The sequence below is a fragment of the Pigmentiphaga sp. YJ18 genome (assembly GCF_038066655.1).
Classification (GTDB): domain Bacteria; phylum Pseudomonadota; class Gammaproteobacteria; order Burkholderiales; family Burkholderiaceae_B; genus Pigmentiphaga.
In genome coordinates this window covers 403,553-426,902 of record NZ_JBBUKU010000004.1, presented here as the reverse complement: position 1 = coordinate 426,902, position 23,350 = coordinate 403,553, and the positions used below count along the sequence as shown (strand labels likewise).

The window sequence follows — 23,350 nt, the reverse complement described above, 5'->3', positions numbered from 1 at the left end:
CAAGGAGACAACATGCCCCGCTTCGCAACATCCTGGCTGCTTTGCGCAGGCCTTGCCCCGCTCGCCTGGCAATCACCCGCCCTGGGCGACGACTGGCCGACGCGGCCGGTCAAGCTGGTCGTCTCGCACGCGCCCGGCTCGAGCACCGACATCGTGGCGCGATACATCGCGACCCAGCTTGCCCGCGGCTGGGCCCAGCCGATCGTGATAGAAAACAAGCCCGGCGGCCAGAACATCATCGGCGCCCAGGCCGTCACCCGCGCCTCGCCTGATGGCTACACGCTGTTCTACGGCACCACCGGCGCCCTGGTCAGCAATCTTTATACGATCAAGGGACTGCCCTACGATCCCGTCAAGGACTTCATCCCCATCCGGTTCATCGGCTACAGCCCGTTCATGATCGCGGCCACCGCCGGGCTGAAGGCATCGACGCTGAAAGAGGCCTTGTCGGCCCCCGGCAAGGACGGCGCCGGCCCTCGGGTCGCGACCGAAGGCGCCAAGACCTTCTCGGGCATACTGGCCAACACACTGGAATCGATGTCAGGGGCCCGCTGGACCACGGTGCCTTATTCGAAATCCTCGGAAGCGCTGCAGGACACCATAGCCGGCCGGACCGACCTCGTCGTCCTGCCTGCCATCGTGGTGATGAATCATGTCGGGCAAGGCCGGTTGAAGGCCCTGGCGGTCAGCACCGCATCGCGGCTGCCGTCGATGCCGGACGTTCCGGCCCTGGGAGAAACTTTTCCCGGCTTCGGACTGGCCGGCTGGCACATGCTCGCGGCGCCCGCCGGCACGCCCGCTTCCATCGTGGCGCGCCTGAACCGGGAACTCGACACGCTGCTGGCCAAGCCGGAAATCGCCCGGCACCTGGCCTCCCTGGGCCTGGACACCGACCCGGCCCTGTCCACCGCCGACCAGAACCGCCAGTTCCTGCAACACGAACACGCCACCTGGCAACGCATCACCCGGCAAACCGGCCTGCTGCCCGAATAAGCAAGGCTCCACACAGGAGCGAAATGGAAGACCCAGGATGCGGTGGATCCGGCTCCGCCAGTCCACCCGCATCGCCCCTCGGGACCCGGCGCCGGGCCGCCCCAAGGCGGGGCCCGGCCCCTTGGGGGCTGCCGCATAGCGGCTGGGGCCCGCTATTCCGGGCGCGCGTCAGCGCGTAGGGGGTCCTATTACTTCCGTACAGCCAGGTTACCCGGCAGGCTGGACAGATACGCCGCCACATCCTCGATGTCCTTGTCGGACAGCTGGACGGCGAAGGCGCCCATGATGGGATTCTTGCGGATGTTGGCCGACGGCGCGGCATTGGACTGGCCACGGCGATACGCCTTCAGCGCATGCGCGAGGTAGTCGGAATGCTGGCCCGCCAGCTGGGGATAGCTGGGATCGATGGAGGTCTTGGCATCGGCACCATGGCACGAGGCGCAGTTGATGCGGTCGAACACCGCCTTGCCGGCGGCGATGTCGCCAGCGGCCTGGGCGGCCGACAGCGAGAGCAATGCGCTGCCGACGAGGAAGGAAAGGCGCAGGGTGGTCTTCATGGTCGGACGGCTCACTTCAGGCTGGAGTAATAGGCGGCCAGATCGGCGATGTCCTGCTCGGACAGGCTCTTGGCGATGCCAACCATGGAAGGATGCGTCCGGGCGCCGCTGGCGTATTCCTTCAGCGCCGCCTCGATGTACTTGGCGTTCTGCCCAGCAATCATCGGAACGTGATAGACCTCGGGAAAGCTGGACTTGTAGCCAGGAATGCCATGGCAGCCTATGCACATGGAATTCTTGTCACGGGCGGCATCGGCGTTGCCCGTGATGGTGGCCGGAGCCGATTGGGCCACGGCCGAGCCGACGACCGCACAGGCGGCCAGGGCGGCCAACGCGGGCAGCGCCCGCTTCGTTATGCTCAACTTCATTAGAACGCTCTATCAGAATCAAGGAAATCCCGATACCGGGCGGCGAAACGACTGAGCGGCAACGCCCGGCCCCCACAGGCCAACGAAGCGTCTCCGTTTTATTCCATCGGGAAACCGTATTGTTGTACTGAAGTCCGGTTTCCGTCTTTATTTAACCCCTAATGATACATCAGGAACAACCTCCGTCCGTCCCTTTGCGGGGACGGGCGCCGGCGCCCCCTGCCCGTCCGGACTTTTCTTATACTGGGTGCTTCGCCCCTGCGGGGCCCTACCGCCAGCCCGACCATGCCCCAGTCCGTCTCGCCGTCCGCCGCCCGCTTCCAGGGCACCGACACCTACGTCGCCACCGACGACCTGACGCTTGCCGTCAATGCCGCGCTCACGCTCGAGCGCCCGCTCCTGATCAAGGGCGAACCCGGCACCGGCAAGACCATGCTGGCCGAGGAAGTGGCCCGGGCGCTGGGGCGGCCGCTGCTGCAATGGCACATCAAGTCCACCACCAAGGCGCACCAGGGGCTGTACGAGTACGACGCGGTCTCGCGCCTGCGCGATTCGCAGCTGGGCGACGAGAAGGTGCGCGACATCACGAACTACATCGTGCGCGGAGTGCTGTGGCAGGCCTTCGCCTCGCCCGAGCCGGTGGTGCTGCTGATCGACGAGATCGACAAGGCCGACATCGAATTCCCCAACGACCTGCTGCGCGAGCTGGACCGCATGGAATTCCACGTGTACGAGACGCGGGAAACCGTGCGCGCCGTGCACCGGCCGCTGGTCATCATCACCTCCAACAACGAGAAGGACCTGCCGGACGCCTTCCTGCGGCGCTGTTTCTTCCACTACATCCGGTTTCCCGAGAAGGAAACCATGGAGCGCATCGTCGGGGTCCACTACCCCGGCCTGAAGAAGGAACTGCTGTCGGCGGCGCTGGACAGCTTCTTCCAGCTGCGCGAAACCCCGGGCCTGAAGAAGAAGCCGTCCACGTCCGAACTGCTGGACTGGCTCAAGGTCCTGCTGGCCGAGGACATCCCCCCGGAAGCCCTGAAAAGCAACGACCGCGAAGCCGCCGTACCCCCGCTGCACGGCGCGCTGCTGAAAAACGAACAAGACGTCCACCTTTTCGAACGCCTCGTTCTCATGGCTAGAAGATGAACCCACCCCCTACGCGCTTCGCGCGCCCCCTCAAGGGGGCGGCACTGGCGGACCGGCAAAGCCGGATCCGCTGTGCCCTGGATAGAAAAACACCGGCTTGGCGTCAAACCCATGCTCATTGATTTTTTTTACCATCTGCGCAAGCACCAGTTGCCGGTCTCCATCAACGAGTACCTGACGCTGCTGGAGGCGCTGTCGCGCCGGGTGATCGCGCCGTCGGTGGACGAGTTCTATCTGCTGGCCCGGATGACGCTGGTCAAGGACGAAAGCCAGTTCGACCGCTACGACCGGGCCTTCGCCAGCTACTACAAGGGCATCGAGGCGGCCTTCCCGCCGGGCAAGGAGATCCCGGCCGAATGGCTGGTGCAGCGCTTCATGCGCGAGCTGTCGGCCGAGGACAAGGCCGCGATCGAGAAGCTGGGCTGGGACAAGCTGATGGAACTGTTCCGCCAGCGGCTGGAGGAGCAGAAGGAACGCCACGAGGGCGGCAGCAAGTGGATAGGCACGGGGGGCACCTCGCCCTTCGGCAGCGGCGGCTACCACCCCGAGGGCATCCGCATCGGCCAGGACAGCGCCGGCAACCACAGCGCGGTCAAGGCCTGGGACATGCGCAGCTTCCGCGACTACGACGACCAGGTGGAGCTGGGCACGCGCAACATCAAGGTGGCCCTGCGGCGGCTGCGCCGCTTCGCCCGCGAAGGCGCCGACCTGGAACTGGACCTGGACGACACGATACGCAGCACCGCGCGCAACGCCGGGCACCTGGACATCCGCATGGTGCCCGAGCGGCACAACACGGTGAAGGTGCTGATGATGCTGGACGTGGGCGGCACGATGGACAGCCACATCCAGCGGATCGAGGAACTGTTCTCGGCCGCGCGCAGCGAGTTCAAGCACCTGGAAGTCTATTATTTCCACAACTGCCTGTACGACTGGGTCTGGCAAAGCAACCGCCGGCGCCACGCCGAGCGTGCCCACACCTGGGACGTACTGCGCAAGTACAACCCGGACTGGCGCCTGATCTTCGTCGGCGACGCCACCATGAGCCCCTACGAGATCCTGCAGCCGGGCGGCTCGGTGGAATACCACAACACCGAGGCCGGCGCGGTCTGGCTGCAGCGCATGGCCGCGGCCTTTCCCCGTTTCGCCTGGCTCAACCCCGAGCCGGAGGGCCTGTGGCCCTACCGCCAATCCACCGACATCATCCGGAAACTGATGCAGGGCCGCATGTATCCGGTCACGCTGAACGGCCTGGAACAGGCCATGCGGCTGTTGTCCAAGTAGCCCTCCGGGCCGCGCGGCGGGAACGTTGTCGCGGTCCGGCACTCCAATCCACTTCCTGAACGGTTCGAGTCCGCCCATGCCATCATCGCTCACCGCCAACCGCTCCGGCCCCCTGGGCCGGGCCTTCGCCTGCGTGGCCCTGTCCCTGGCCACCCTGCTGCCGCCGGCCACCCAGGCGGCGCAAGCGCAGGCCGCCGTGCCCGCCGGCGTACAGAAGCTCACCTCGGTCGAGGGCATCAACGAATACCGGCTGAACAACGGCCTGCGCGTCCTGCTGGCGCCCGACCAGTCCAAGCCGACCACCACCGTCAACATGACCTATCTCGTGGGCTCGCGCCAGGAGAACTACGGCGAGACCGGCATGGCGCACCTGCTGGAACACATGCTGTTCAAGGGCACGCCCACCATGCGCAACGCGCTGTCCGAGTTCTCGCGCCGCGGCCTGCAGGCCAACGGCAGCACCTGGACCGACCGCACGAACTATTTCGCCAGCTTCGCCGCCAACGAGGCCAACCTGGACTGGTACCTGGGCTGGCAGGCCGACGCCATGGTCAACTCGCTGATCGCGCGCAAGGACCTGGACTCGGAAATGACCGTGGTCCGCAACGAGATGGAAAGCGGCGAGAACAACCCGTTCCGCGTGCTGATGAGCAAGATGATGGCCACGGCCTATCAGTGGCACAACTACGGCAAGACCACGATAGGCGCGCGCTCGGACGTCGAGAACGTCGACATCGGCCGCCTGCAGGCCTTCTACCGCACCTACTACCAGCCGGACAACGCGGTGCTGATCGTCTCGGGCCAGTTCGACGAGGCCAAGACGCTGGCGGTCATCGCCCGCACCTTCGGCAAGATCCCCAAGCCCAAGCGCACCCTGCCCCGCCTGTACACCGAGGAACCGGTCCAGGACGGCGAACGCAGCGTCACGCTGCGCCGCTCCGGCGGCTCGCCCATGGTCGCGGCCATGTACCACACGCCGCAGGGCGGCGCGGCCGATTCCGCGGCCATGGAAATGCTGGCCAGCATCCTGGGCGACGCGCCCTCGGGCCGGCTGTACAAGGCGCTGGTCGAAACCAAGCTGGCCGCCTCGACCTTCGGCTTCACCTTCGGCATGTACGACCCCGGCATGGTCATGATGGGCGCGCAGTTGCAGCCCGGCGCCAGCCTGGACGCCGCGCGCGACAAGATGCTGGAGACCATCGAGTCCATCAAGACGCAGCCGATCACCAGCGAAGAGCTGGAGCGCGCGCGCACCCGCTGGCTCAAGGACTGGGACATGGCCTACAGCGACCCGCAGAAGGTGGGCGTATCGCTGTCCGAAAGCATCGCCCAGGGCGACTGGCGCTTGTTCTTCGTGACGCGCGACCGCGTCCGCGACCTGAAACTGGCCGACGTCCAGCGCGTGGCCGAAAGCTATCTGCTGCAATCGAACCGTACCCTGGGCACCTACATCCCGACGGACGGTCCCCAGCGCGCGCCCGCGCCACAGCCCCTGGACCTGCAGGCCGAGCTGAAGGGCTACAAGGGCGACACCGATTTCGTGCAGGCCGAGGCCTTCGACGCCACCCCGGCCAACATCGACGCCCGCACCCAGCGCAAGACCCTGGACCTGCCCAACGGGCCGGTCAAGCTGGCGCTGCTGCCCAAGTCGACGCGCGGCCATCTGGTCAACGCCCGGCTGGTGGTGCAGTTCGGCGATGCCCAGACGCTGCGCGGCCAGCGCGACATCTCCCGCGCCGTGGGCGCCCTGCTCGACAACGGCACCGCCACGATGACGCGCCAGCAGATCGAGGACCGTTTCGACGCCTTGCGGGCGGACGTCGGCTTCGGCGGCGGCGGCACCAGCGCGGTGGTCGACATCTCCACCACCCGCGACAACCTGCCCGCCACGCTGGAACTCGCGCTGGACGTCCTGCGCAATGCCAGCTTCCCCGAGGATCAACTGGACGAGTACCGCCGCCGCGGCCTGGCCTCGGTGGAAAGCGCCCGGCAGGAGCCCACGGCGGTCGCGCAGCAGACCCTGGCGCGGCACGACAATCCCTGGCCTGCCGACGACCTGCGCTACACCCCGAGCTTCGACGAGCAGGAGGCCGCCTACAAGGCGCTGACGCGCGACGCGCTGGTGCAGTTCCATGACCGCTTCTACGGAGCGGGCCGCGTACGGCTGGCCGCCGTGGGCGACTTCGATCCGGCCGCGGTCGAGCAGTCCCTGACCAAGGGCCTGCAAGGCTGGAAGCAGGCTCCCGCCTATACCCGCGTGGACGATCCGTACCACACGGTACCGGCCAAGCGTTTCGACGTCTCGCTGCCCGACAAGGCCAACGCCTTCTACCTGTCGACCATGCCGATCAAGCTGCAGGATACCGACCCGGACTACCCCGCGGCCATGCTGGCCAACTACCTGCTGGGCAGTTCCGAGACCTCGCGGCTGTGGATGCGGGTACGCGAGCGCGAAGGCCTTTCGTACAACGTGCGCAGCCAGTTGGCCGCCTCGTCCTACGAGCCCTCGGGCCAGTGGACGCTGTACGCCATCTACGCGCCCAGCAACCGGGCGCGGCTGGAAACGGCCATCAAGGAGGAATCCGAGCGCGTGCTGCGCGAAGGTTTCAGCGCGGCCGAGGTCAAGGATGGCATCGATTCGCTGATGAACCTGCGCCACCTGGCCCGCGCGCAAGACCGGCGGCTGGTGGGAGCCTGGTCGGATTACCTGGACCTGGACCGCACCTTCGCCTTCGCGGCGGAATCCGACCGCAAGCTCAAGGCACTGACCGCCCAGCAGGTCAACGCGGCGCTGCGCAAGTACTTCAAGCCCGAGGACTTCAGCACCGCGGTGGCGGGAACCTTCAAGCCCTAGTCCGGGCGCCCTCGAGAGGCCCGTCCATCGGGCCTCTCGGCCGCATGCTGCGGCCAGAGCATCTTCACCACCTCCCGGTCGCGGCCGAAGGCGAAACAGGAATCGATCTTCTCCCGCGCCCGCTCCTCGCCCACCAGCAGGGGCATGTCGCGCTGCAATCCGCGTATGCCCTGCAACGCCGTGGTCGCCATCGGCACCAGCATTTCCATCAAGTGGGTACAACTGGCCGCGCCGCGCAGCCGGTCCTTGACCATGGCCGTCCAGCCCCGGGCAATGCGCTCGCCGATCAGCACCCGCAACGTGTCCGTCGCTTCCTTGCATAGCGGCCAGGGCGTCGAATCCGACGCCGCGACGATGTCCCGGATCACATACGCGTCATCCACGGTCAGGCGTATCCACAAGTCGTGCAGCGCCTCTCCCGCGGGCAGCGGTTCGTCCGAACTCATGAGCTGGAAGGGAAAAGGCTTGCGATCGACCAGCCGGGCCTCCACGTCGTAAAGACCGTCCTCGCGGGCGTAGGTCTGCATGTCGATGACGCGGTGGTGGACGGAGCGGCGGGCGGAGGGTTCCGGTAAAGGCATGATGGCAGGCTTCCTGGCTGGCGCCGAAGCGGTCGGCGACGCGACGGCGCGGCGCGGATCCATGCCCGCGGCGCCCGCATGTGCGGGCTATTGTAGAGGCACGGGCCCGCGCGGCCGAATCCGCGGGCCCGCCCTGGGGCCTGGAGGCTAGGCCTCGGCTTCGGCCAGCACCACGGCCCGCTTGCTCCGGATGGCCGGCGCAAGCGCCAGCACGATCAGCAGCGCCGTGGCGATCAGCAGCCCCAGCGAGATGGGCCGGGTGACGAACACCGAGAAATCGCCTCGCGCCACCATGAGCGTGCGCCGGAAACTCGTTTCCATCATGGGTCCCAGCACGAAGCCCAGCAGCAGCGGCACCGGCGATATCGACAGCTTGCCGAACAGGTAGCCGGCCACGCCGAAGCCGGCGACCAGGAACACGTCCGCCACCGAGTTCTGGATGGAATAGACGCCAACGCAGCAGAACACCAGGATGGCCGGATACAGCAGGCGATACGGCACCTTGAGCAGCCGCACCCACAGCCCGATCAGCGGCAGGTTCAGGACCACCAGGATCAGGTTGCCTATCCACATCGAGGCGATCAGGCCCCAGAAAAGCGCGGGGTGGCTGGTCATGACCTGCGGTCCCGGCTGGATGTTGTGGATGGTCATCGCGCCCAGCATCAGCGCCATGACGGCGCTGCCGGGAACGCCCAGCGTCAGCAGCGGGATGAAGTTGGTCTGCGCGGCGGCGTTGTTGGCGGCCTCGGGCGCGGCGACGCCTTCGATGGCGCCATGCCCCATTTCCGCCGACCGCGACGACAGTTTTTTCTCCATCGTGTAGGCCGAGAACGCGGAAATGGTCACGCCCGCTCCGGGCAGGATGCCGAGGGCCGACCCGAGCGCGGTGCCCCGGGCGATCGAGGGCGTCATGCGCCGGAAGTCTTCGCGGGTGGGCATCAGGCTGGCGATGGGCGCCACGGCCGTCGTCCCGGTGGTCTTCTGCATTTCCAGGTTCGCCACGATCTCGGCCACGCCGAACAGGCCCATGGCCAGGCAGGTGAACTCGATGCCCTCCATCAGTTGCGGGATCTCGAAGGCCAGCCGCACCGTGCCGCTGTTCACGTCGGTCCCGACCAGGCCGAGGATGATGCCGATGGCGATCATGCCCAGCGACACGTCCAGCGACTCGGAGGACAGCGCCACGGCACCGACCAGCCCCAGCAGCATCAGCGAGAAATACTCCGCCGGCCCGAACTTGAACGCCATCTCGGCCAGCGGCGCGGCGAACGCCGCCAGCAGCAGCACGCCGACGCAGCCGGCGAAGAAGGACGCGATGGCGGCCGTGGCGAGGGCCGGACCCGCCCTGCCCTGCGTGGCCATGGCATGTCCGTCGATCAGCGTGACGGCCGACGACGACTCGCCCGGCAGCTTCACCAGGATCGCGGTGGTCGAACCGCCATACTGGGCGCCGTAGTAGATGCTGGCCAGCATGATGAGCGCCGACGTGGGCGGCAGCGCATAGGTGATGGGCAGCAGCATCGCGATGGTCGGCACCGGCCCCAGGCCGGGCAGGACGCCGATCAGGGTGCCCAGCAGGCAACCCGTGAAGGCATAGGCAAGGTTCTGCCATGAAAGCGCCGTGGCGAAGCCCAGCGCCAGATGGTCCAGCAATTCCATTCGACGCTCCTTTAGTCCAGGAAGGCGGGCCAGAGGTTGAACGGCAACCCCAGCCCGTGGACGAACGCGCCGACGATCAGCACCACCATCACGGCCGCGTTGGCCAGCGCGCCGCGCCAGGTGAATTCATGGCTGGCGCGGCTGGCGACGACGACCAGCGTGGCGATCGCCAGCACCAGCCCCAGGGGCTTGAGCATGACGCCGAACAGCACCACCGACCCGGTCATCCAGGACAGCGACCTGAGGTCCCAGCGTTCCAGCTTTTCCTTCGGCGCGCCCGCCGCGTACGCCCTCACGGTGATGGACAGGCCCAGCGCCGCGAGCAGGAGGCCCAGCCAGAACGGGAAATAGCCGGGCCCGATGCGCGCGGACGTGCCCATGGGATAGCCCGAGGCGAGCAGCGACGTGCCAGCCCCCAGCAATAGATACAGCAGGCCCGTGGCCAGCCTTTTTTCACTACGCGGATACATGGTCCCCTCTTGGTCTTGTCGGTCGGTGCGCGGGCGCGATGGCCCGCGTCCCGTTTACTGCAAGGTGATGCGTGCGGCCTTGATGACCTGGGAATAGCGCTCCAGGTCCTGGCGCAGCGACCGGTCGAATTCGGCCGGCGTGCCGCCCGCGACGCCATATCCCATGCCCTCGACCTGCGCCTTGATGTCGGGCTGGCGCAGGATCTCCATCACGTCGCGGTTGATCTTCTCGACCACGGCCGCGGGGGTCTTGGCCGGCGCCAGGATGCCCTGCCAGGACTCGACGTCGAACCCGGGCACACCGGACTCCGCCACGGTGGGCACGTCGGGCAGCGCGGAAGAGCGATAGGAGGTGGTGACGGCCAGCGGCACCAGGCGCCCGGCCTTGATGAACTCGGTGACGGCGGCCATGGTGATCATGGTGGCGTCGATGTGCCCGCCCATGACGTCGACCGCGGCCGGACCGCCCCCGGGATACGGGATGTAGTTGACGTCGATGCCGGTCTGCGCCTGGATCATTTCGTGCGCGATGTGGGCGATGCCGCCGCTGGTCGGCAGGCCGACCGTCACCTGGCCCGGGGACTTCTTCGCCAGCGCCAGATATTGCTGGAAAGTCTTGACGCCCAGCGTGGGCCGAACCACCAGGATCTGCGGATTGGCGATGGCCCGCACGACGCCGGAGAAGTCCTTGAGCGCATAGGGCGGCTTCTTGAGCAGCGCGGTGTTCAGCACCACGGCATCGCTGTGCAGCAGCAAGGTATAGCCGTCGGGCGCCGCCTTGGCCACCTGCGCCGCTCCGATCGAGCCGCCGGCCCCGGTGACGTTTTCCACCACCACGGCCTGGCCCCACTTCGCATTCAGCTTTTCCGCCAGCAGGCGGGCGATCTTGTCGGTGCTGCCGCCGGCCGATACCGGCACCACCATCCGGACCGTCTTGGCCGGGAACGCTCCCGCATCGGCCGCCTGCCCCGGGCTGGCCCAGGCCACGGCCATTGCGGCCGCCAGGACCAGGCCGGATGTCGATACCTTGCCGCCCCGCTTCGTGTTCTTGATCTTCATGCTTTCCTCCTCAGGTTTCATGGCGAGATGCGATATGCGCCCCGCTCTCTTGCGTCGAGTTGTCCGATCAGGCCCGTTTCCCAGGCGAGATAGCGCCGGGCGGCCTCCTTGTTGCCGTCGTGCCTGTCGTGGACGAAAAATAGGAAATCGATGCAGTCCGCATCGGACGGCATATCGGGCGTGGCCTCGATCGCCAGCCCCGCCTCCCGCCACTGCGCGACGGGCGCGACCAGCGCGCGCGCGCCGGCGCGGACTTCGTCCGGCAGCTCGCCGGCCGCCAGCGCGGCCAGCTCGGCGCTGGCCGCCACGAGCACCAGCCCGCCTGTCCGCGCCTGACCCGCCATCCGGGGGCGGATGGCCCAGCGCGCCCCCGCGATGTGCGCCTGGCGATAGGCCATGCTGGGGCGCACGTCCAGGATCTGCGCCTTGCCCTCGGCCACCATTGCCGCCAGTTCGCCGGGGCCGATCACCGGCAGGCCGGGCACGGCGGTGGCCGGCACCGGCGTGGGCAGTTCCGCGCGCGCGCGGGCCCATTGCTCCGCGGGCAGCACGTGGATCTCACGCCCCATCTGCGCCAGCCAGCTCGCCACCACCCGTGCGCGGATGCCGTCGTCGTCCGCCACCACCAGCCGGGCGCCCTTGACCCCCACATACAGGTCCGTGCCCTGCAGGAGCTGCCCGCCCGGCGCGTGCTGCGCGCCCGGCAGCGTGCCGGCGACGAATTCCTCGCCGGTGCGCACGTCCAGCAGGAAGGTGGTGCGATCCGCCTGGCGCATCCAGCCGGCCAGCGTCGCCACGTCGACGTCGGCAACGCCGTGCCGGTCGGCCAGTTCCCGCGCCTGGTCCCGCCGCGCCTGCAAGGCCGGCTCCGCCGCGTCCACCTGCGGATAGCGCCGGTCGTTGCCGTGCTCCAGCGCCAGGTCGTTCAGATACCAGCCCTGCGTGCCATTCTCCAGGGCGTAGACGGGATTCGGGATGCCGATGTTGATCAGGGTCTGCGCGCCGATGATGCTGCGGGTACGGCCGGCGCAATTGACCACCACGGGCGTGGTGTCGTCCGGCACCAGCGCGTGGATGCGCAGCGCCAGCTCGCCGTTGGGGCAGCACACCGCGCCCGGGATGTTCATCTTGCGGAATTCGTCCAGCGGGCGGCCGTCCAGGACCACCACGGCTTCCCCGCGCGCCTGCATGGCGGCCAGTTCCGGGGCCTGGAGACGGGGCGTGTGATAAGCGTGCTCGACCAGTTCGCCGAAGGTCTTGGACGGCAGGTGCACGCCCTGGAACATTCCGTAGCCTCCGGCCTTCCAGGCGGCCACGCCGCCCCGCAGTACGTGCACCTGGCCGTAGCCCAGCGCCTCCAGCCGCGCGGCCGCGCGTTCGGCCACGCCATCGCCGTCGTCCAGCAGCACGACGGGCACGCTCTTGCGCGGCACCAGGCGCTCGGCATCCAGCTCCAGCCTGCTGTAGGGAACCGACACGACGAAGAAGGGATGCTCTTCGCCGTACTGCCCGTGCTCTCGCACGTCCAGGAAGGCGATCTCGCCGCCTTCGTCCAGCCATTGTTTCGCTTGCCCTGCGGTGATGGTTTTGCTCATGGGAGATATCTGTGGATGAGGCCGGTCGCTACCGCTTCCAACCTGGGGTGACATCGATAAAACTATCGTTGAAACTTATAATTTCATTGGCCGATCCACAGTCTATGTAGCGGAACCTCCCAGCACAATTTAGAAATCGACCCCCAAAATATAAGCAACTCTTATATGAAAAACTTCGATCTGACTCAGTTGCGCACTCTGGTGGCGATCGCGGAGCACGAGACCTACCTCGCGGCCGCCGAAAAGACGCACCGCACCCAGGCCGCGCTGACCCAGCAGATGCAGCGCCTGGAAGCGCAGGCGGGCGTGCCGCTGTTCGAGAAGGCCGGACGCTACAAGCGCCTGACGGCGCACGGGCGCAGGCTGCTGGACTACGCCAAGCACATGATCGCCATCAACGACGAAGCCTGGCGGGCGCTGAAGGACCGCGAACTGACGGGCTCGCTGCGCGTGGGTTCGCCGCAGGACGTGGCGGACAGCATCCTGCCCCCGCTGCTGGCGAACATCGCGCGGCTTTCCCCCAGGCTGCAGATGGAGATCCACGTGGGCCGCAGCCCTTTCCTGATGGAGTCGCTGCGCGTGGGCGAACTGGACCTGACAGTGTCCACGCGCGAGGATCCGGCGCTGGAGGGCATGGTGCTGCGCACCTCGCCCACGGTCTGGCTGTGCGCGGCGGACTACGTCTTCGAACCCGGCAAACCGGTGCCGCTGATCATCGCTGACGAACACAGCCTGTACCGGCGCCTCGCGCTGACCGCGCTCGATACGGCCCGGATGTCATGGCGCACCGCCTATCTCGCGCCGCACATGATAGGGATCAAGGCGGCGATACGGGCCGGCCTGGGCGTTACCGCCCGCTCGGTGGAACTGCTGGGGCCCGACATGCGGGTGCTGAGCGAGAAGGACGGCCTGCCCCGGCTGCCCGACGTGAGTTACTACCTCTGGATGCGCCCGGATTCGTTGAACCCGGTGCTGCGGCAGGTCTACGACGGGTTGAAGTCGACCTTGCGGCCGCTGGATCTGCGGGACGGAAGCGGCGCCTAAAGGATATCCATGCCCGCGAGTTCGTCGCGGGCGATTTCCACGAAAGCTTCGGCGGCCGGCGACAGGCTTCGTCCCCGTTTGTGCACCAGCGAGAAATCCATCGGCACCCGCGGGCCGACCAGCCGGCAGCGCGTCAGATTCTCGTAGTGCATGCGCCCCGCCAGCGCCGATGCCCAGATCGACACGCCCAGCCCGCTGGCCGCCATCCAGAATGCCGAGGACAGGAAGTTGACCTCGTGCACGACGTTGAGCGCAATGCCGGCACTGGCCGCAGCCGCCTCCATCCGGCCGCGCATGCCATAGGCCAGCCCTTGCCGCACCGCTATGACCGGCTCCTTGGCGAGTTCGCGCCAGCGCACCTGGCGGCGGCCCGCCAACGGATGGTCGGTCGCGCATACCAGGCAAAGGTGATCGCGCAACAGCCGCCGGGATACCAGCGGGGGATCCTCGCGCTCCGGCGTACCGATGCCGAAATCCACGGGCTCGGACGACACCCTGGCCAGGAACTGGTCCGGCGCGCAATCGTCCAGCACCAGTTGCACGCCGGGATAGGCATCGCGGAAACGCCGCACCACGCCCGGCATCAGGACGCTGCCTACGGTGGCGGTAACGGCCACGTGGACGCGGCCGATGCGGCGGTCGCCCAGGTCCTCGATCCGCGTGCCGAGCCACGCCACGTCGCCCAGTATGCGCTCGGCTCTCTCGACGATTTCCTGGGCGGCCAGGGTCGGCACCAGCGACCGCGAGGTGCGGTCGAACAGCCGCAGGTTCAACGTGGACTCCATCTGCCTGAGCATGGTACTGACGGCCGACTCGGTCACGGACAGGCGGCTGGCGGCGGTCGCGAGCTTGCCGAGGCGATAGACGGCGACGAAAGCCCGCAGTTGCCGCAGGCTCAACTGGGTCTCGATGCTCATTCAGATTTTTCTCAAGTTTCGAACAGAATGTTTTGATTGGCTTTGGCGCGGCCGGGCGATTCAATATGCGCAGGGCGGCGCGCCGGAAACACTCTACCCCAAGCGCGCCCCATGCGCCTCACCATATTGAACACGCTCAGGAATCCATGCAAACCGACCTTTCCGCCTCTTCCCGCCCCGCATCGCGCACCGAAGAATGGCAGATGCGCGTGGACCTGGCCGCCTGTTACCGGCTCCATGCCCACTACGGGTGGACCGATCTCATCTACACCCACATCTCGGCGCGCGTACCGGGTGCCGAGGAACATTTTCTGCTCAACCCCTTCGGGCTGATGTTCGATGAGGTCTGCGCCTCGAACCTCGTCAAGATCGACATCGACGGCAACGTCGTGGAACCCACGCAGCACCCCATCCATCGTGCCGGGTTCGTCATCCACAGCGCCGTCCACGCCGCGCGTCCGGATGCGCGCTGCGTCATCCATGCCCATACCCGCGCCGGCATGGCCGTGTCGGCGATGAAGTGCGGGCTTCTGCCGCTGACCCAGCACGCCATGCTGTTCCACGGCAAGATCGCTTACCACGACAGCGAGGGGCTGGCCAACCAGCTATCCGAACGCGAACGCCTGGCCGCCGACCTGGGCGACAAGCCGGTCATGATATTGCGCAACCACGGCACGCTGGTGGCCGGAGCAAGCATCGGCCAGGCCTTCGCCATGATGTGGCACCTGGAAATGGCGATGCAGGCCCAGGTCGATGCGCTGGCCAGCGGCCGGGAACTCACCTTCCCCGATTCCGCCCTGGCCGACAGGATTTCCTCGGCCAGCTTCCGCCCTCCCGGCACGGTGCGCTCGGACGGAACCGTCAGCCCCCTGGGCAATCTCGAATGGCCCGCGCTTTTGCGCATGCTGGACCGCAAGGATCCGTCCTATCGCACTTGACCCGCCACCGGCACAAGCCGGCTTCATGACAAGACGCAGCGCGGCCAAAGCCGCGCGCAAGGAGACAGGCATGTTCCATCGTTGCCGCAATCTGTTCGCCGGCATGGCCGCCGCGCTCGCCCTGGCGGCCGGACCCGTCCACGCTTATCCCGACAAGCCGATACGCATCATCATTCCCTACGCGCCGGGAGGCGGCGCGGATGGCCTGTCGCGCCTGCTTGCCCAGCGTCTGGAAAAAACCCTGGGCCAGGCCGTGCTGGTCGAGTCGCGCTCCGGCGGCAACACCGTGATTGCCGCGCAAGCGGTCGCGCGTGCCGCCCCCGATGGCTACACGCTGCTGATGACGGGCGGTTCGACCATGTCCCTGATCCCGCTTACCAGCAAGCAGGTGCCCTACGACGTCCATGCCGACTTCGCGCCCATCAGCATGCTGTCCAAGGGTCCGTACCTTCTCTGTGTATCGGCCGAACTCGGCGCCCATACGCTGGACGACGTGCTCGCGATGGCGCGGGCCAAGCCGGGCGCGCTGTCGTATGCCTCCAATGCCATCGGCGGCTCCGCCCATCTGGGCATGGAACTGCTGGCCCAGCGGGCCGACGTGAAGCTCAACCACGTGCCCTACAAGGGCTTCGCGCCTGCGATCGCCGACGTGGTGTCGGGACGCACGCCGCTGGCCATGCTGGACCAGGCCGCGCTGGGCGGATTCGGCAAGTCGGGCCGCATCAAGGTGCTGGCCGCCACGTCGCTGCAACGCTCCAGTATGTATCCGGACGTGCCTACGCTGGCCGAACTGGGATTCTCCGGCTATGAGCTGGAAACCTGGTTCGCGCTCTATGCCCCCGCGCGCACGCCAAGCACGATCATCGAAAAGCTGGGCGGCGAAATCCGGACGTGGCTGGCCACGCCCGAAGCCCGGCAGGCGCTGAGCGCGCTCGGCCAGGAAGCCGCGTCGTCCACGCCCGGCGCGGTACGGGCCCGCATCGAAAGCGAACAGCGCTCGTACGGGCCGTTGATCTCGGCGGCGAAGATCAGCACGGACTGACACCATGCAGGCGGCCTCTGGATCCCCGGACGATTTCCGGCTGCTCATCGTCAACGCCGATGGCGAGCACTATGCGCGAGAATTGGCGCGGCGCCTGCCTGACCTGGCGTTCGACTGGCTTTCCCCTGGCCAGCCGATAACGGACTCGGCGCGGCAGGCCACCGCGCTGGCGTGTTTCGCCAGCGCGTTGAACAACGGCTTGCTGCGTGCCTTGCCCCGCTTGCAGTGGCTGCAGGCCTTGTCCTCCGGAGTGGATGGCATCGCCGATCACCCCGACCTGTCGGCCGACGTGGCGCTGACGTCGGCCCATGGCATCCACGGCCCCGCGGTCTCGGAAATGGCATTGACGATGATGTTCGCCCTGGGACGCGATCTTCCGGCCATACTGGCGGACCAGCGCGCACGCCGCTGGCAGCGTCGACGCCAGCCGCTGTTGCACGGCAAGACCCTTGCCGTGCTGGGAACGGGCATGATCGCCCGTGAACTGGCGACCAAGTGCCAGGCGCTCGGCATGCGCACGCTGGCGGTCTCGTCCAGCCCCCGGCCGGTGGCGGGCTTCGATCAGGTGCATGCTCGCGGCATGCTGCGCAACGTGGCCGCGCAAGCGGATTTCCTGGTGCTTCTTGCGCCCCTGACGCAATCGACCCGGGGACTGGTGGATGCCGCCGTGCTGGCGGCGATGAAACCCAGCGCCTACCTCATCAACCTGGCGCGCGCGGGTCTGTGCGATACCACGGCGCTCTTGGACGCCTTGCACGGCGACAAATTGGCCGGCGCCGCGCTGGACGTGTTCGAACGCGAACCGTTGCCTGAAGACGATCCGCTGTGGTCAGCACCCCGACTGATCGTCACGCCGCACATCGGCGGCGAATCGGACCGTTATGCGGACCAGGTGCTGCCGCTGGTCGCACACAACGTGCTGGCGTGGACCAGCGGCGACCGGGCCAGCCTGCGCAACCGGGTGCGGTGAAATACCCGATGCCTGGCGCCCGATCCGAGATCAGCTGAAGAATTCCTTCACCCTGTCCGTCCACGACTTGCTCTGCGGCGAATGCTTGTCGCCGCCTTCGCTCAGCGAAGCCTCGAAGTCGCGCAGCATCTGCTTCTGCCGGTCATTCAGGCGCACCGGCGTTTCCAGCACGACGTGGCAATAGAGGTCGCCCGGGTAGCTGGAGCGCACGCCGCGTATGCCCTTGCCGCGCAGGCGGAAGACCTTGCCCGACTGCGTGCCTTCGGGGATGCTGATCTCGCCCCGGCCGCCCAGCGTGGGCACTTCCAGGTCGCCGCCCAGGGCCGCGGTGGTGAAGGGAATGGTCAGTTCGCAGTGCAGGTCGTCGCCGTCGCGCTGGAAGATGCCGTGCTGCTTGATGTGGATCTCGACGTACAGGTCGCCGGAGGGACCGCCGTTGACGCCGGGTTCGCCGTTGCCGGACGAGCGGATGCGCATGCCGTCGTCGATGCCGGCGGGTATCTTGACCTGCAGGGTCTTGTTGCGGCGGACCTTGCCCACGCCGTCGCAGGCCGTGCAGGGATCGGGAATGACCTTGCCGGTGCCATGGCAGGTCGGGCAGGTCTGCTGGACGCTGAAGAAGCCCTGTTGCATGCGCACCGCGCCGGTGCCGCCGCAGGTGTGGCAGGTCTTGGGCTGGGTGCCGGGCTTGGCGCCGGAGCCGTGGCAGGTGTCGCAGTTGTCCCAGCTGGGAACGCGGATCTCGGTGTCGAAGCCGGTGGCGGCCTGCTCCAGCGTGATTTCCATGCTGTATTTCAAGTCGGCGCCGCGGTACATCTGGGCGCCGCCGCGCTGGCGGCCACCGCCGAAGATCTCGCCGAAGATGTCGCCGAACGCGTCGGCGAAGCCTCCCGCCCCGCCGCCCATGCCGCCGGCGGCCGCCGCGTCGACGCCGGCATGGCCGTAGCGGTCGTAGGCGTCGCGTTTCTCGGCTTCGCAGAGGATCTCGTAGGCGTACTTGACCTCTTTGAATTTCTCTTCCGCTTCCTTGGAGTCGGGGTTGCGGTCGGGGTGGTATTTCATGGCCAGCTTGCGGTAGGCCTTCTTGATTTCTTCCTCGGTGGCGGTGCGGGCAACGCCAAGGACTTCGTACAGATCGCGTTTGGTGGACATGGTTCTTTCTTCGGTGGCCTGTTTTCAGGAGGCCGGCAATATCTCTGGTGAATAGCGGTTGTGTGCTATTGACGGGTTTGGGTAGGCCCCCTGCCTTCGCGGGGCAGCCAGGGGGCCTACCCAAACCCTGCACCGGGTCAGGCGCGGGCCCGGGCCGGTGCGGTCAAGACGAAAAGCGGAGCGGCCCACATTGTAGGCCGCTCCGCGGGTACTGCTTACTTGTCGTCCCTTTTGACTTCCTTGAAGTCGGCATCGACCACGTTGTCGTCGGCCTTGGCGCTGCCGGCGTCACCGCCGGGGGCCGCGCCCTCGGCCTGGGCCTGGGCTTGCATGTCGGCGTACATCTTTTCGCCGAGCTTCTGCGAAGCCTTGGACAGGGCCTCGACCTTGGCGTCGATGGCTTCCTTGTCGCCTTCCTTCAGGACATCCTCGAGGTCCTTGATGGCGGCCTCGATGGACTCCTTCTCGGACGCCTCGAGCTTGTCGCCGTATTCTTCCAGCGACTTGCGGGTGGCGTGCACCAGGGCGTCGGCCTGGTTGCGCGACTGCGCCAGTTCGGCCACGCGCTTGTCCTCGTCGGCATTGGCCTCGGCATCGCGGACCATGCGTTCGACTTCGGCCTCGGTCAGGCCGGAGTTGGCCTTGATCGTGATCTTGTTTTCCTTGCCCGTGCCCTTGTCCTTGGCCGACACGTGCAGGATGCCGTTGGCGTCGATGTCGAAGGTGACCTCGATCTGCGGCGTACCGCGCGGCGAGGGCGGGATGCCTTCGAGGTTGAACTCGCCCAGGCCCTTGTTGCCGGCGGCGATTTCGCGTTCGCCCTGGAACACCTTGATGGTCACGGCCGGCTGGTTGTCATCGGCGGTGGAGAACACCTGCGAGAACTTGGTCGGGATGGTGGTGTTCTTCTTGATCATCTTGGTCATGACGCCGCCCAGGGTTTCGATACCCAGGGACAGGGGGGTCACGTCCAGCAGCAGCACGTCCTTGCGGTCGCCCGACAGCACGGAGCCCTGGATGGCGGCGCCGGCGGCGACGGCCTCGTCGGGGTTCACGTCCTTGCGCGGATCCTTGCCGAAGAACTCCTTGACCTTCTCCTGCACCTTGGGCATGCGCGTCATGCCGCCGACCAGGATCACGTCGTCGATGTCCGAGACCTTGACGCCGGCATCCTTGATGGCGATGCGGCAGGGCTCGATCGTGCGGCTGATCAGGTCTTCGACCAGCGCTTCCAGCTTGGCGCGGGTGACCTTCAGGTTCAGGTGCTTGGGACCGGACGCATCGGCCGTGATGTACGGCAGGTTGATCTCGGTCTGGGTGGCCGACGACAGTTCGATCTTGGCCTTTTCCGCGGCTTCCTTCAGGCGCTGCAGGGCCAGGACGTCCTTGGACAGGTCCACGCCTTGTTCTTTCTTGAACTCGCCGATGATGTAGTTGATCAGCACCTGGTCGAAGTCTTCGCCGCCCAGGAAGGTGTCGCCGTTGGTGGACAGCACCTCGAACTGCTTCTCGCCATCGACGTCGGCGATCTCGATGATGGACACGTCGAACGTGCCGCCGCCCAGGTCATACACGGCGATCTTGCGGTCGCCCTTTTCCGACTTGTCCAGGCCGAACGCCAGCGCGGCCGCGGTGGGCTCGTTGATGATGCGCTTGACGTCCAGGCCGGCGATGCGGCCGGCGTCCTTGGTAGCCTGGCGCTGGCTGTCGTTGAAGTAGGCCGGCACCGTGATCACGGCTTCGGTCACTTCCTCGCCCAGGTAGTCCTCGGCGGTCTTCTTCATCTTGCGCAGCACTTCGGCCGACACCTGCGGGGGCGCCAGCTTCTTGTCGCGCACCTGCACCCAGGCGTCGCCGTTGTCGGCCTTGACGATGCTGTAGGGCATCAGGTCGATGTCCTTCTGCACGGCCTTTTCGTCGAACTTGCGGCCGATCAGGCGCTTGACGGCGTACAGGGTGTTCTTGGGGTTGGTAACCGCCTGGCGCTTGGCGGGCGCGCCGACCAGGATCTCGCCGTCTTCCATGTAGGCGACGATCGAGGGGGTGGTGCGGGCGCCTTCGGCGTTTTCGATGATTTTGACCTGCGGGCCTTCCATTACTGCGACGCAGCTATTGGTCGTGCCCAGGTCGATGCCTATGATTTTGCCCATAATCCTTGTTCCTGAAAGAAATCAGAAAAATTTCGCTTGATCAATAAATAGGTGGGAATTTCGTTATTTCAATGCCTGCGATAGCTTCTTTCGATCGCGGCGGGCCTTATTTGGCGGCCGCGACCGTCACCAGTGCCGGACGCAATACCCGATCGACGATCAGATAGCCCTTTTGCAGGGTCTGCAAGACCGTGTTGGCCGGCTCGTCCGACGGAACCGACGCGATGGCCTGATGGTGGTGCGGATTGAATTTGTCGCCCGGAACCGGGGCGATCTCGACCAGCTTGTTGCGCTCGAAGGCGCCAACCAGTTGCTTGAGGGTGACGTCCACCCCTTCGCGCAGGGTGTCGATGGACTGGTTTTCCTGGGCCAGGGCGGCCTCCAGGCTGTCTTTCACCGGCAACAGGTTTTCCGCGAATGCCTCGATACCGAACTTCTGCGCCTTGGAGACTTCCTCCTGGGCCCGCCGGCGGACATTGTCCGCTTCGGCGCGGGCGCGCAGCATGGCATCGTAATTGTCCTTGGCCTCGGCCTGGGCCGCGGCCAGCTGGGCCTGCAGCGCGACGATGGGATCCTCGGTGCCCGCGTCCTCGGGCGTTTCCGCCGCCGGGTTCGGGTTCACGTTTTCGGGATCCAGATTGGGTTGGTCGCCAGGCTTGTGCTCAGCCGACATTGGGTGCCTCCATGAAAAACCAGAAAAATCAGTGACTTGCTTGGACTCTATGCGCGAGATGGGGGTGAAATCCGCGGATTCAAGAGAGTATATAACCCCCCCTACGCCCTTCGGGCGCCCCCCAGGGGGCGATGCGGGTGGACCGGCGGAGCCGGATCCACCGCATCCTGGGTCTAGTACCGCTGTCTTGAGTTGTGGCGCCGGTGCTTCGCTGGCTGCCAGCGGTAGCAACCGTGCTTCTATCCAAGATAGTTTCCCTAGACCCAGGAAACCGCGGATCTGGCTTTGCCAGTCCGCCGGTTTCGCCCCCTGGGGGGCGCGCGTCAGCGCGTAGGGGGGGTCCTCAATTGGGGGTCCTCAACCTTTCGATTTTGCGGCGGTCTTGCTTGGTGGGGCGGCCTTTCAGGTTGGCGGCGGGGTCGGCGTTCTGGCGGCGCAGTTCGATGGCTTCCAGGCGGCGCTTGAGGCCTTGCTGGGTTTCGTCGTACAGGGTGCGCGCGAAAACGGCGGGGCCGCGCTGGGTGGACAGGGCGCGGACCAGGACCTCCCAATCCTGGTCTCCCGCGCGGATCTGCAGGATGTCGCCGGGGCGCACGGCGCGCGAGGGCTTGACCCGTTCGCCGGACACCTTCACCTGCCCTGCCTCGACCGCATCCTGGGCCAGTGTGCGGGTCTTGTAGAACCGCGCCGCCCAGAGCCACTTATCGATACGTAGTTCTTCCATCCCGTTACTGGCCCGTGGCCGGCGCCCCGTCGTTCTTGCGTTGCAACAAGACGGCTGCGTGCGCCGCATCGGCCGGCTGGCGGGCCGCGGGGCGCGTGATCCAGCCTTGCATGTGGCGCTCGGCCAGGTTGGCCAGGGCCTCCATCCAGGCGGCGGAATCGTTCAGCGCGTCGATGTAGCGCAGCTGCCGCCCCCCCGCCAGCAGGAACGCTTCCTTGCCCTGCACCGCGATCTCCTCCAGAGTCTCGATGCAGTCGGCCACGAAGCCGGGGCAGAATATGTCGACGTCGGACACCCCGCTCTTGGCCAGCTCCTTCAGCCGGGGTTCAGTATAGGGCTGGAGCCATTCGGCCGCGCCGAAACGGCTCTGGAAAGTCACCTCGACCTGCTCGGCGTACAGGCCCAGCCGCTCGGCCAGCAGGCGGCCGGTCTCCAGGCACTGCTCGTGATACGGATCCCCCAGCGCGATGGAACGCTTGGGCAGGCCGTGGAAGCTCAGCACCAGTTTCCGGCCCCGGCCGTTGTCGCGCCAGAAATCCAGGATGCGGACGGCCATCGCCTCGATATAGCCCGGATCGGCGTGAAAATCGCGCACGTACCGGACCTCGGGCACGTTGCGCACCCGGGCCAGGCAGGCACCCACCGCATCGGACACCGCGGCGGTCGTACTGGCCGCGTACTGCGGATAGAGCGGCAGGACCAGGATGCGCTCGCAGCCCGTCTCGCGCAGCGCGGCAATGCCCGCCTCGAGCGACGGATTGCCGTAGCGCATGGCCAGCGCCACTTCCACGCCCAGGCCCCGGCCGGACAGCACGCGCGCCAGGCCCTCGGCCTGGCGGCGGCTCCAGGCCAGGAGCGGGGAGCCCTCGGGCGTCCACACCGAGGCGTAGCGCGCCGCCGCGTCGCGGGGCCGCAGCGTCAGGACCAGGCCATATAGGATGGGCAGCCAGACCAGGCGGGGAATCTCGACCACGCGGGGATCGGACAGGAATTCGGCCAGATAGCGGCGCACGGCGGAGGCGGTGGGCGCGTCGGGCGTGCCCAGGTTCACCAGCAGCAGGCCGGTGCGGGTGGGATGGTGGGAGGACGGCGGCTCGGGAAGGAAGCGCATGCGTGGCGTTTTCCGGACTCAGGAATGACAGGGGAAACGGCGGCGGGCGGGAAGGCCGTC

The 23,350-nt window shown here is 66.9% G+C and carries 21 protein-coding genes; 8 read left to right on the top strand and 13 right to left on the bottom strand.

Going from position 1 to position 23,350, the window contains the following annotated elements:
• Positions 1–12: 12 nt before the first annotated feature.
• Entirely contained in the window at positions 13–993 is a 981-nt protein-coding gene (locus tag WKR98_RS24485; protein ID WP_341434899.1) for a Bug family tripartite tricarboxylate transporter substrate binding protein, read from the top strand.
• Positions 994–1,181: 188 nt separating this feature from the next.
• Here the strand turns inward: WKR98_RS24485 and WKR98_RS24480 are convergent, their stop codons facing one another.
• Entirely contained in the window at positions 1,182–1,550 is a 369-nt protein-coding gene (locus tag WKR98_RS24480; protein WP_124690181.1) for a c-type cytochrome, read from the bottom strand.
• A gap of 11 nt (positions 1,551–1,561) precedes the next feature.
• On the bottom strand, positions 1,562–1,918 hold the full coding sequence (locus tag WKR98_RS24475) for a c-type cytochrome (protein ID WP_341434898.1): 357 nt from the start codon (positions 1,916–1,918) through the stop codon (positions 1,562–1,564).
• Positions 1,919–2,203: 285 nt separating this feature from the next.
• Between WKR98_RS24475 and WKR98_RS24470 the strand changes: the two genes are divergently transcribed.
• The 3 genes from WKR98_RS24470 to WKR98_RS24460 all read left to right on the top strand — a co-directional run bounded on the left by WKR98_RS24470 (position 2,204) and on the right by WKR98_RS24460 (position 7,205).
• Entirely contained in the window at positions 2,204–3,067 is an 864-nt protein-coding gene (locus tag WKR98_RS24470) for an AAA family ATPase (RefSeq protein WP_130361724.1), read from the top strand.
• A gap of 111 nt (positions 3,068–3,178) precedes the next feature.
• Positions 3,179–4,351: a vWA domain-containing protein gene (locus WKR98_RS24465; protein WP_124690184.1), complete on the top strand. Its 1,173-nt coding sequence runs from the start codon at positions 3,179–3,181 to the stop codon at positions 4,349–4,351.
• Between the two features lie 76 nt (positions 4,352–4,427).
• On the top strand, positions 4,428–7,205 hold the full coding sequence (locus WKR98_RS24460; protein WP_124690185.1) for a M16 family metallopeptidase: 2,778 nt from the start codon (positions 4,428–4,430) through the stop codon (positions 7,203–7,205).
• Here WKR98_RS24460 and WKR98_RS24455 read toward each other — a convergent pair.
• The 5 genes from WKR98_RS24455 to WKR98_RS24435 all read right to left on the bottom strand — a co-directional run bounded on the left by WKR98_RS24455 (position 7,202) and on the right by WKR98_RS24435 (position 12,569).
• Positions 7,202–7,786 (bottom strand): DUF2889 domain-containing protein, encoded by a 585-nt coding sequence (locus WKR98_RS24455; RefSeq protein WP_341434897.1) that lies wholly within the window; start codon positions 7,784–7,786, stop codon positions 7,202–7,204. The two genes, WKR98_RS24460 and WKR98_RS24455, sit on opposite strands and share 4 nt — an antisense overlap.
• Positions 7,787–7,933: 147 nt before the next feature.
• Positions 7,934–9,445: a tripartite tricarboxylate transporter permease gene (locus WKR98_RS24450; RefSeq protein WP_341434896.1), complete on the bottom strand. Its 1,512-nt coding sequence runs from the start codon at positions 9,443–9,445 to the stop codon at positions 7,934–7,936.
• Positions 9,446–9,456: 11 nt separating this feature from the next.
• Positions 9,457–9,915: a tripartite tricarboxylate transporter TctB family protein gene (locus tag WKR98_RS24445; protein WP_124690188.1), complete on the bottom strand. Its 459-nt coding sequence runs from the start codon at positions 9,913–9,915 to the stop codon at positions 9,457–9,459.
• 54 nt (positions 9,916–9,969) lie between these two features.
• Positions 9,970–10,974 carry a Bug family tripartite tricarboxylate transporter substrate binding protein gene (locus WKR98_RS24440; RefSeq protein ID WP_192901760.1) on the bottom strand — a complete coding sequence of 335 codons (1,005 nt, stop codon included), beginning with the start codon at positions 10,972–10,974 and terminating at the stop codon, positions 9,970–9,972.
• 17 nt (positions 10,975–10,991) lie between these two features.
• A complete protein-coding gene (locus tag WKR98_RS24435) occupies positions 10,992–12,569 on the bottom strand; it encodes a rhodanese-like domain-containing protein (RefSeq protein WP_341434895.1) in 1,578 nt (525 codons plus the stop codon).
• 165 nt (positions 12,570–12,734) lie between these two features.
• Here WKR98_RS24435 and WKR98_RS24430 point away from each other — a divergent pair, with 165 nt between their 5' ends.
• Positions 12,735–13,613 (top strand): LysR substrate-binding domain-containing protein, encoded by an 879-nt coding sequence (locus WKR98_RS24430; protein WP_124690190.1) that lies wholly within the window; start codon positions 12,735–12,737, stop codon positions 13,611–13,613.
• Here the strand turns inward: WKR98_RS24430 and WKR98_RS24425 are convergent.
• A complete protein-coding gene (locus tag WKR98_RS24425; RefSeq protein WP_341434894.1) occupies positions 13,610–14,530 on the bottom strand; it encodes a LysR family transcriptional regulator in 921 nt (306 codons plus the stop codon). The two genes, WKR98_RS24430 and WKR98_RS24425, sit on opposite strands and share 4 nt — an antisense overlap.
• A 146-nt stretch (positions 14,531–14,676) precedes the next feature.
• Here WKR98_RS24425 and WKR98_RS24420 point away from each other — a divergent pair, with 146 nt between their 5' ends.
• The 3 genes from WKR98_RS24420 to WKR98_RS24410 all read left to right on the top strand — a co-directional run bounded on the left by WKR98_RS24420 (position 14,677) and on the right by WKR98_RS24410 (position 17,480).
• Positions 14,677–15,468, top strand: a complete 792-nt coding sequence (locus WKR98_RS24420; RefSeq protein WP_341434893.1) for a class II aldolase/adducin family protein — start codon at positions 14,677–14,679, stop codon at positions 15,466–15,468.
• Positions 15,469–15,538: 70 nt separating this feature from the next.
• Positions 15,539–16,510, top strand: coding sequence for a Bug family tripartite tricarboxylate transporter substrate binding protein (locus tag WKR98_RS24415; protein ID WP_341434892.1), 972 nt, complete (start codon positions 15,539–15,541; stop codon positions 16,508–16,510).
• Positions 16,511–16,514: 4 nt separating this feature from the next.
• Complete coding sequence (locus tag WKR98_RS24410; protein ID WP_341434891.1) at positions 16,515–17,480, top strand: D-2-hydroxyacid dehydrogenase; 966 nt, start codon at positions 16,515–16,517, stop codon at positions 17,478–17,480.
• Positions 17,481–17,510: 30 nt separating this feature from the next.
• Here the strand turns inward: WKR98_RS24410 and dnaJ are convergent, their stop codons facing one another.
• The 5 genes from dnaJ to hemH form a co-directional block, all read right to left on the bottom strand.
• Positions 17,511–18,632: a molecular chaperone DnaJ gene (gene dnaJ, locus WKR98_RS24405; protein ID WP_124690195.1), complete on the bottom strand. Its 1,122-nt coding sequence runs from the start codon at positions 18,630–18,632 to the stop codon at positions 17,511–17,513.
• Positions 18,633–18,847: 215 nt separating this feature from the next.
• Positions 18,848–20,782, bottom strand: a complete 1,935-nt coding sequence (gene dnaK / locus WKR98_RS24400; RefSeq protein ID WP_124690196.1) for a molecular chaperone DnaK — start codon at positions 20,780–20,782, stop codon at positions 18,848–18,850.
• Between the two features lie 106 nt (positions 20,783–20,888).
• Positions 20,889–21,455: a nucleotide exchange factor GrpE gene (grpE, locus tag WKR98_RS24395; RefSeq protein ID WP_124690197.1), complete on the bottom strand. Its 567-nt coding sequence runs from the start codon at positions 21,453–21,455 to the stop codon at positions 20,889–20,891.
• Positions 21,456–21,798: 343 nt separating this feature from the next.
• Positions 21,799–22,179 carry an RNA-binding S4 domain-containing protein gene (locus WKR98_RS24390; protein WP_341434890.1) on the bottom strand — a complete coding sequence of 127 codons (381 nt, stop codon included), beginning with the start codon at positions 22,177–22,179 and terminating at the stop codon, positions 21,799–21,801.
• Positions 22,180–22,183: 4 nt separating this feature from the next.
• Positions 22,184–23,290: a ferrochelatase gene (gene hemH, locus WKR98_RS24385; protein WP_341434889.1), complete on the bottom strand. Its 1,107-nt coding sequence runs from the start codon at positions 23,288–23,290 to the stop codon at positions 22,184–22,186.
• Between the last annotated feature and the right edge of the window lie 60 nt (positions 23,291–23,350).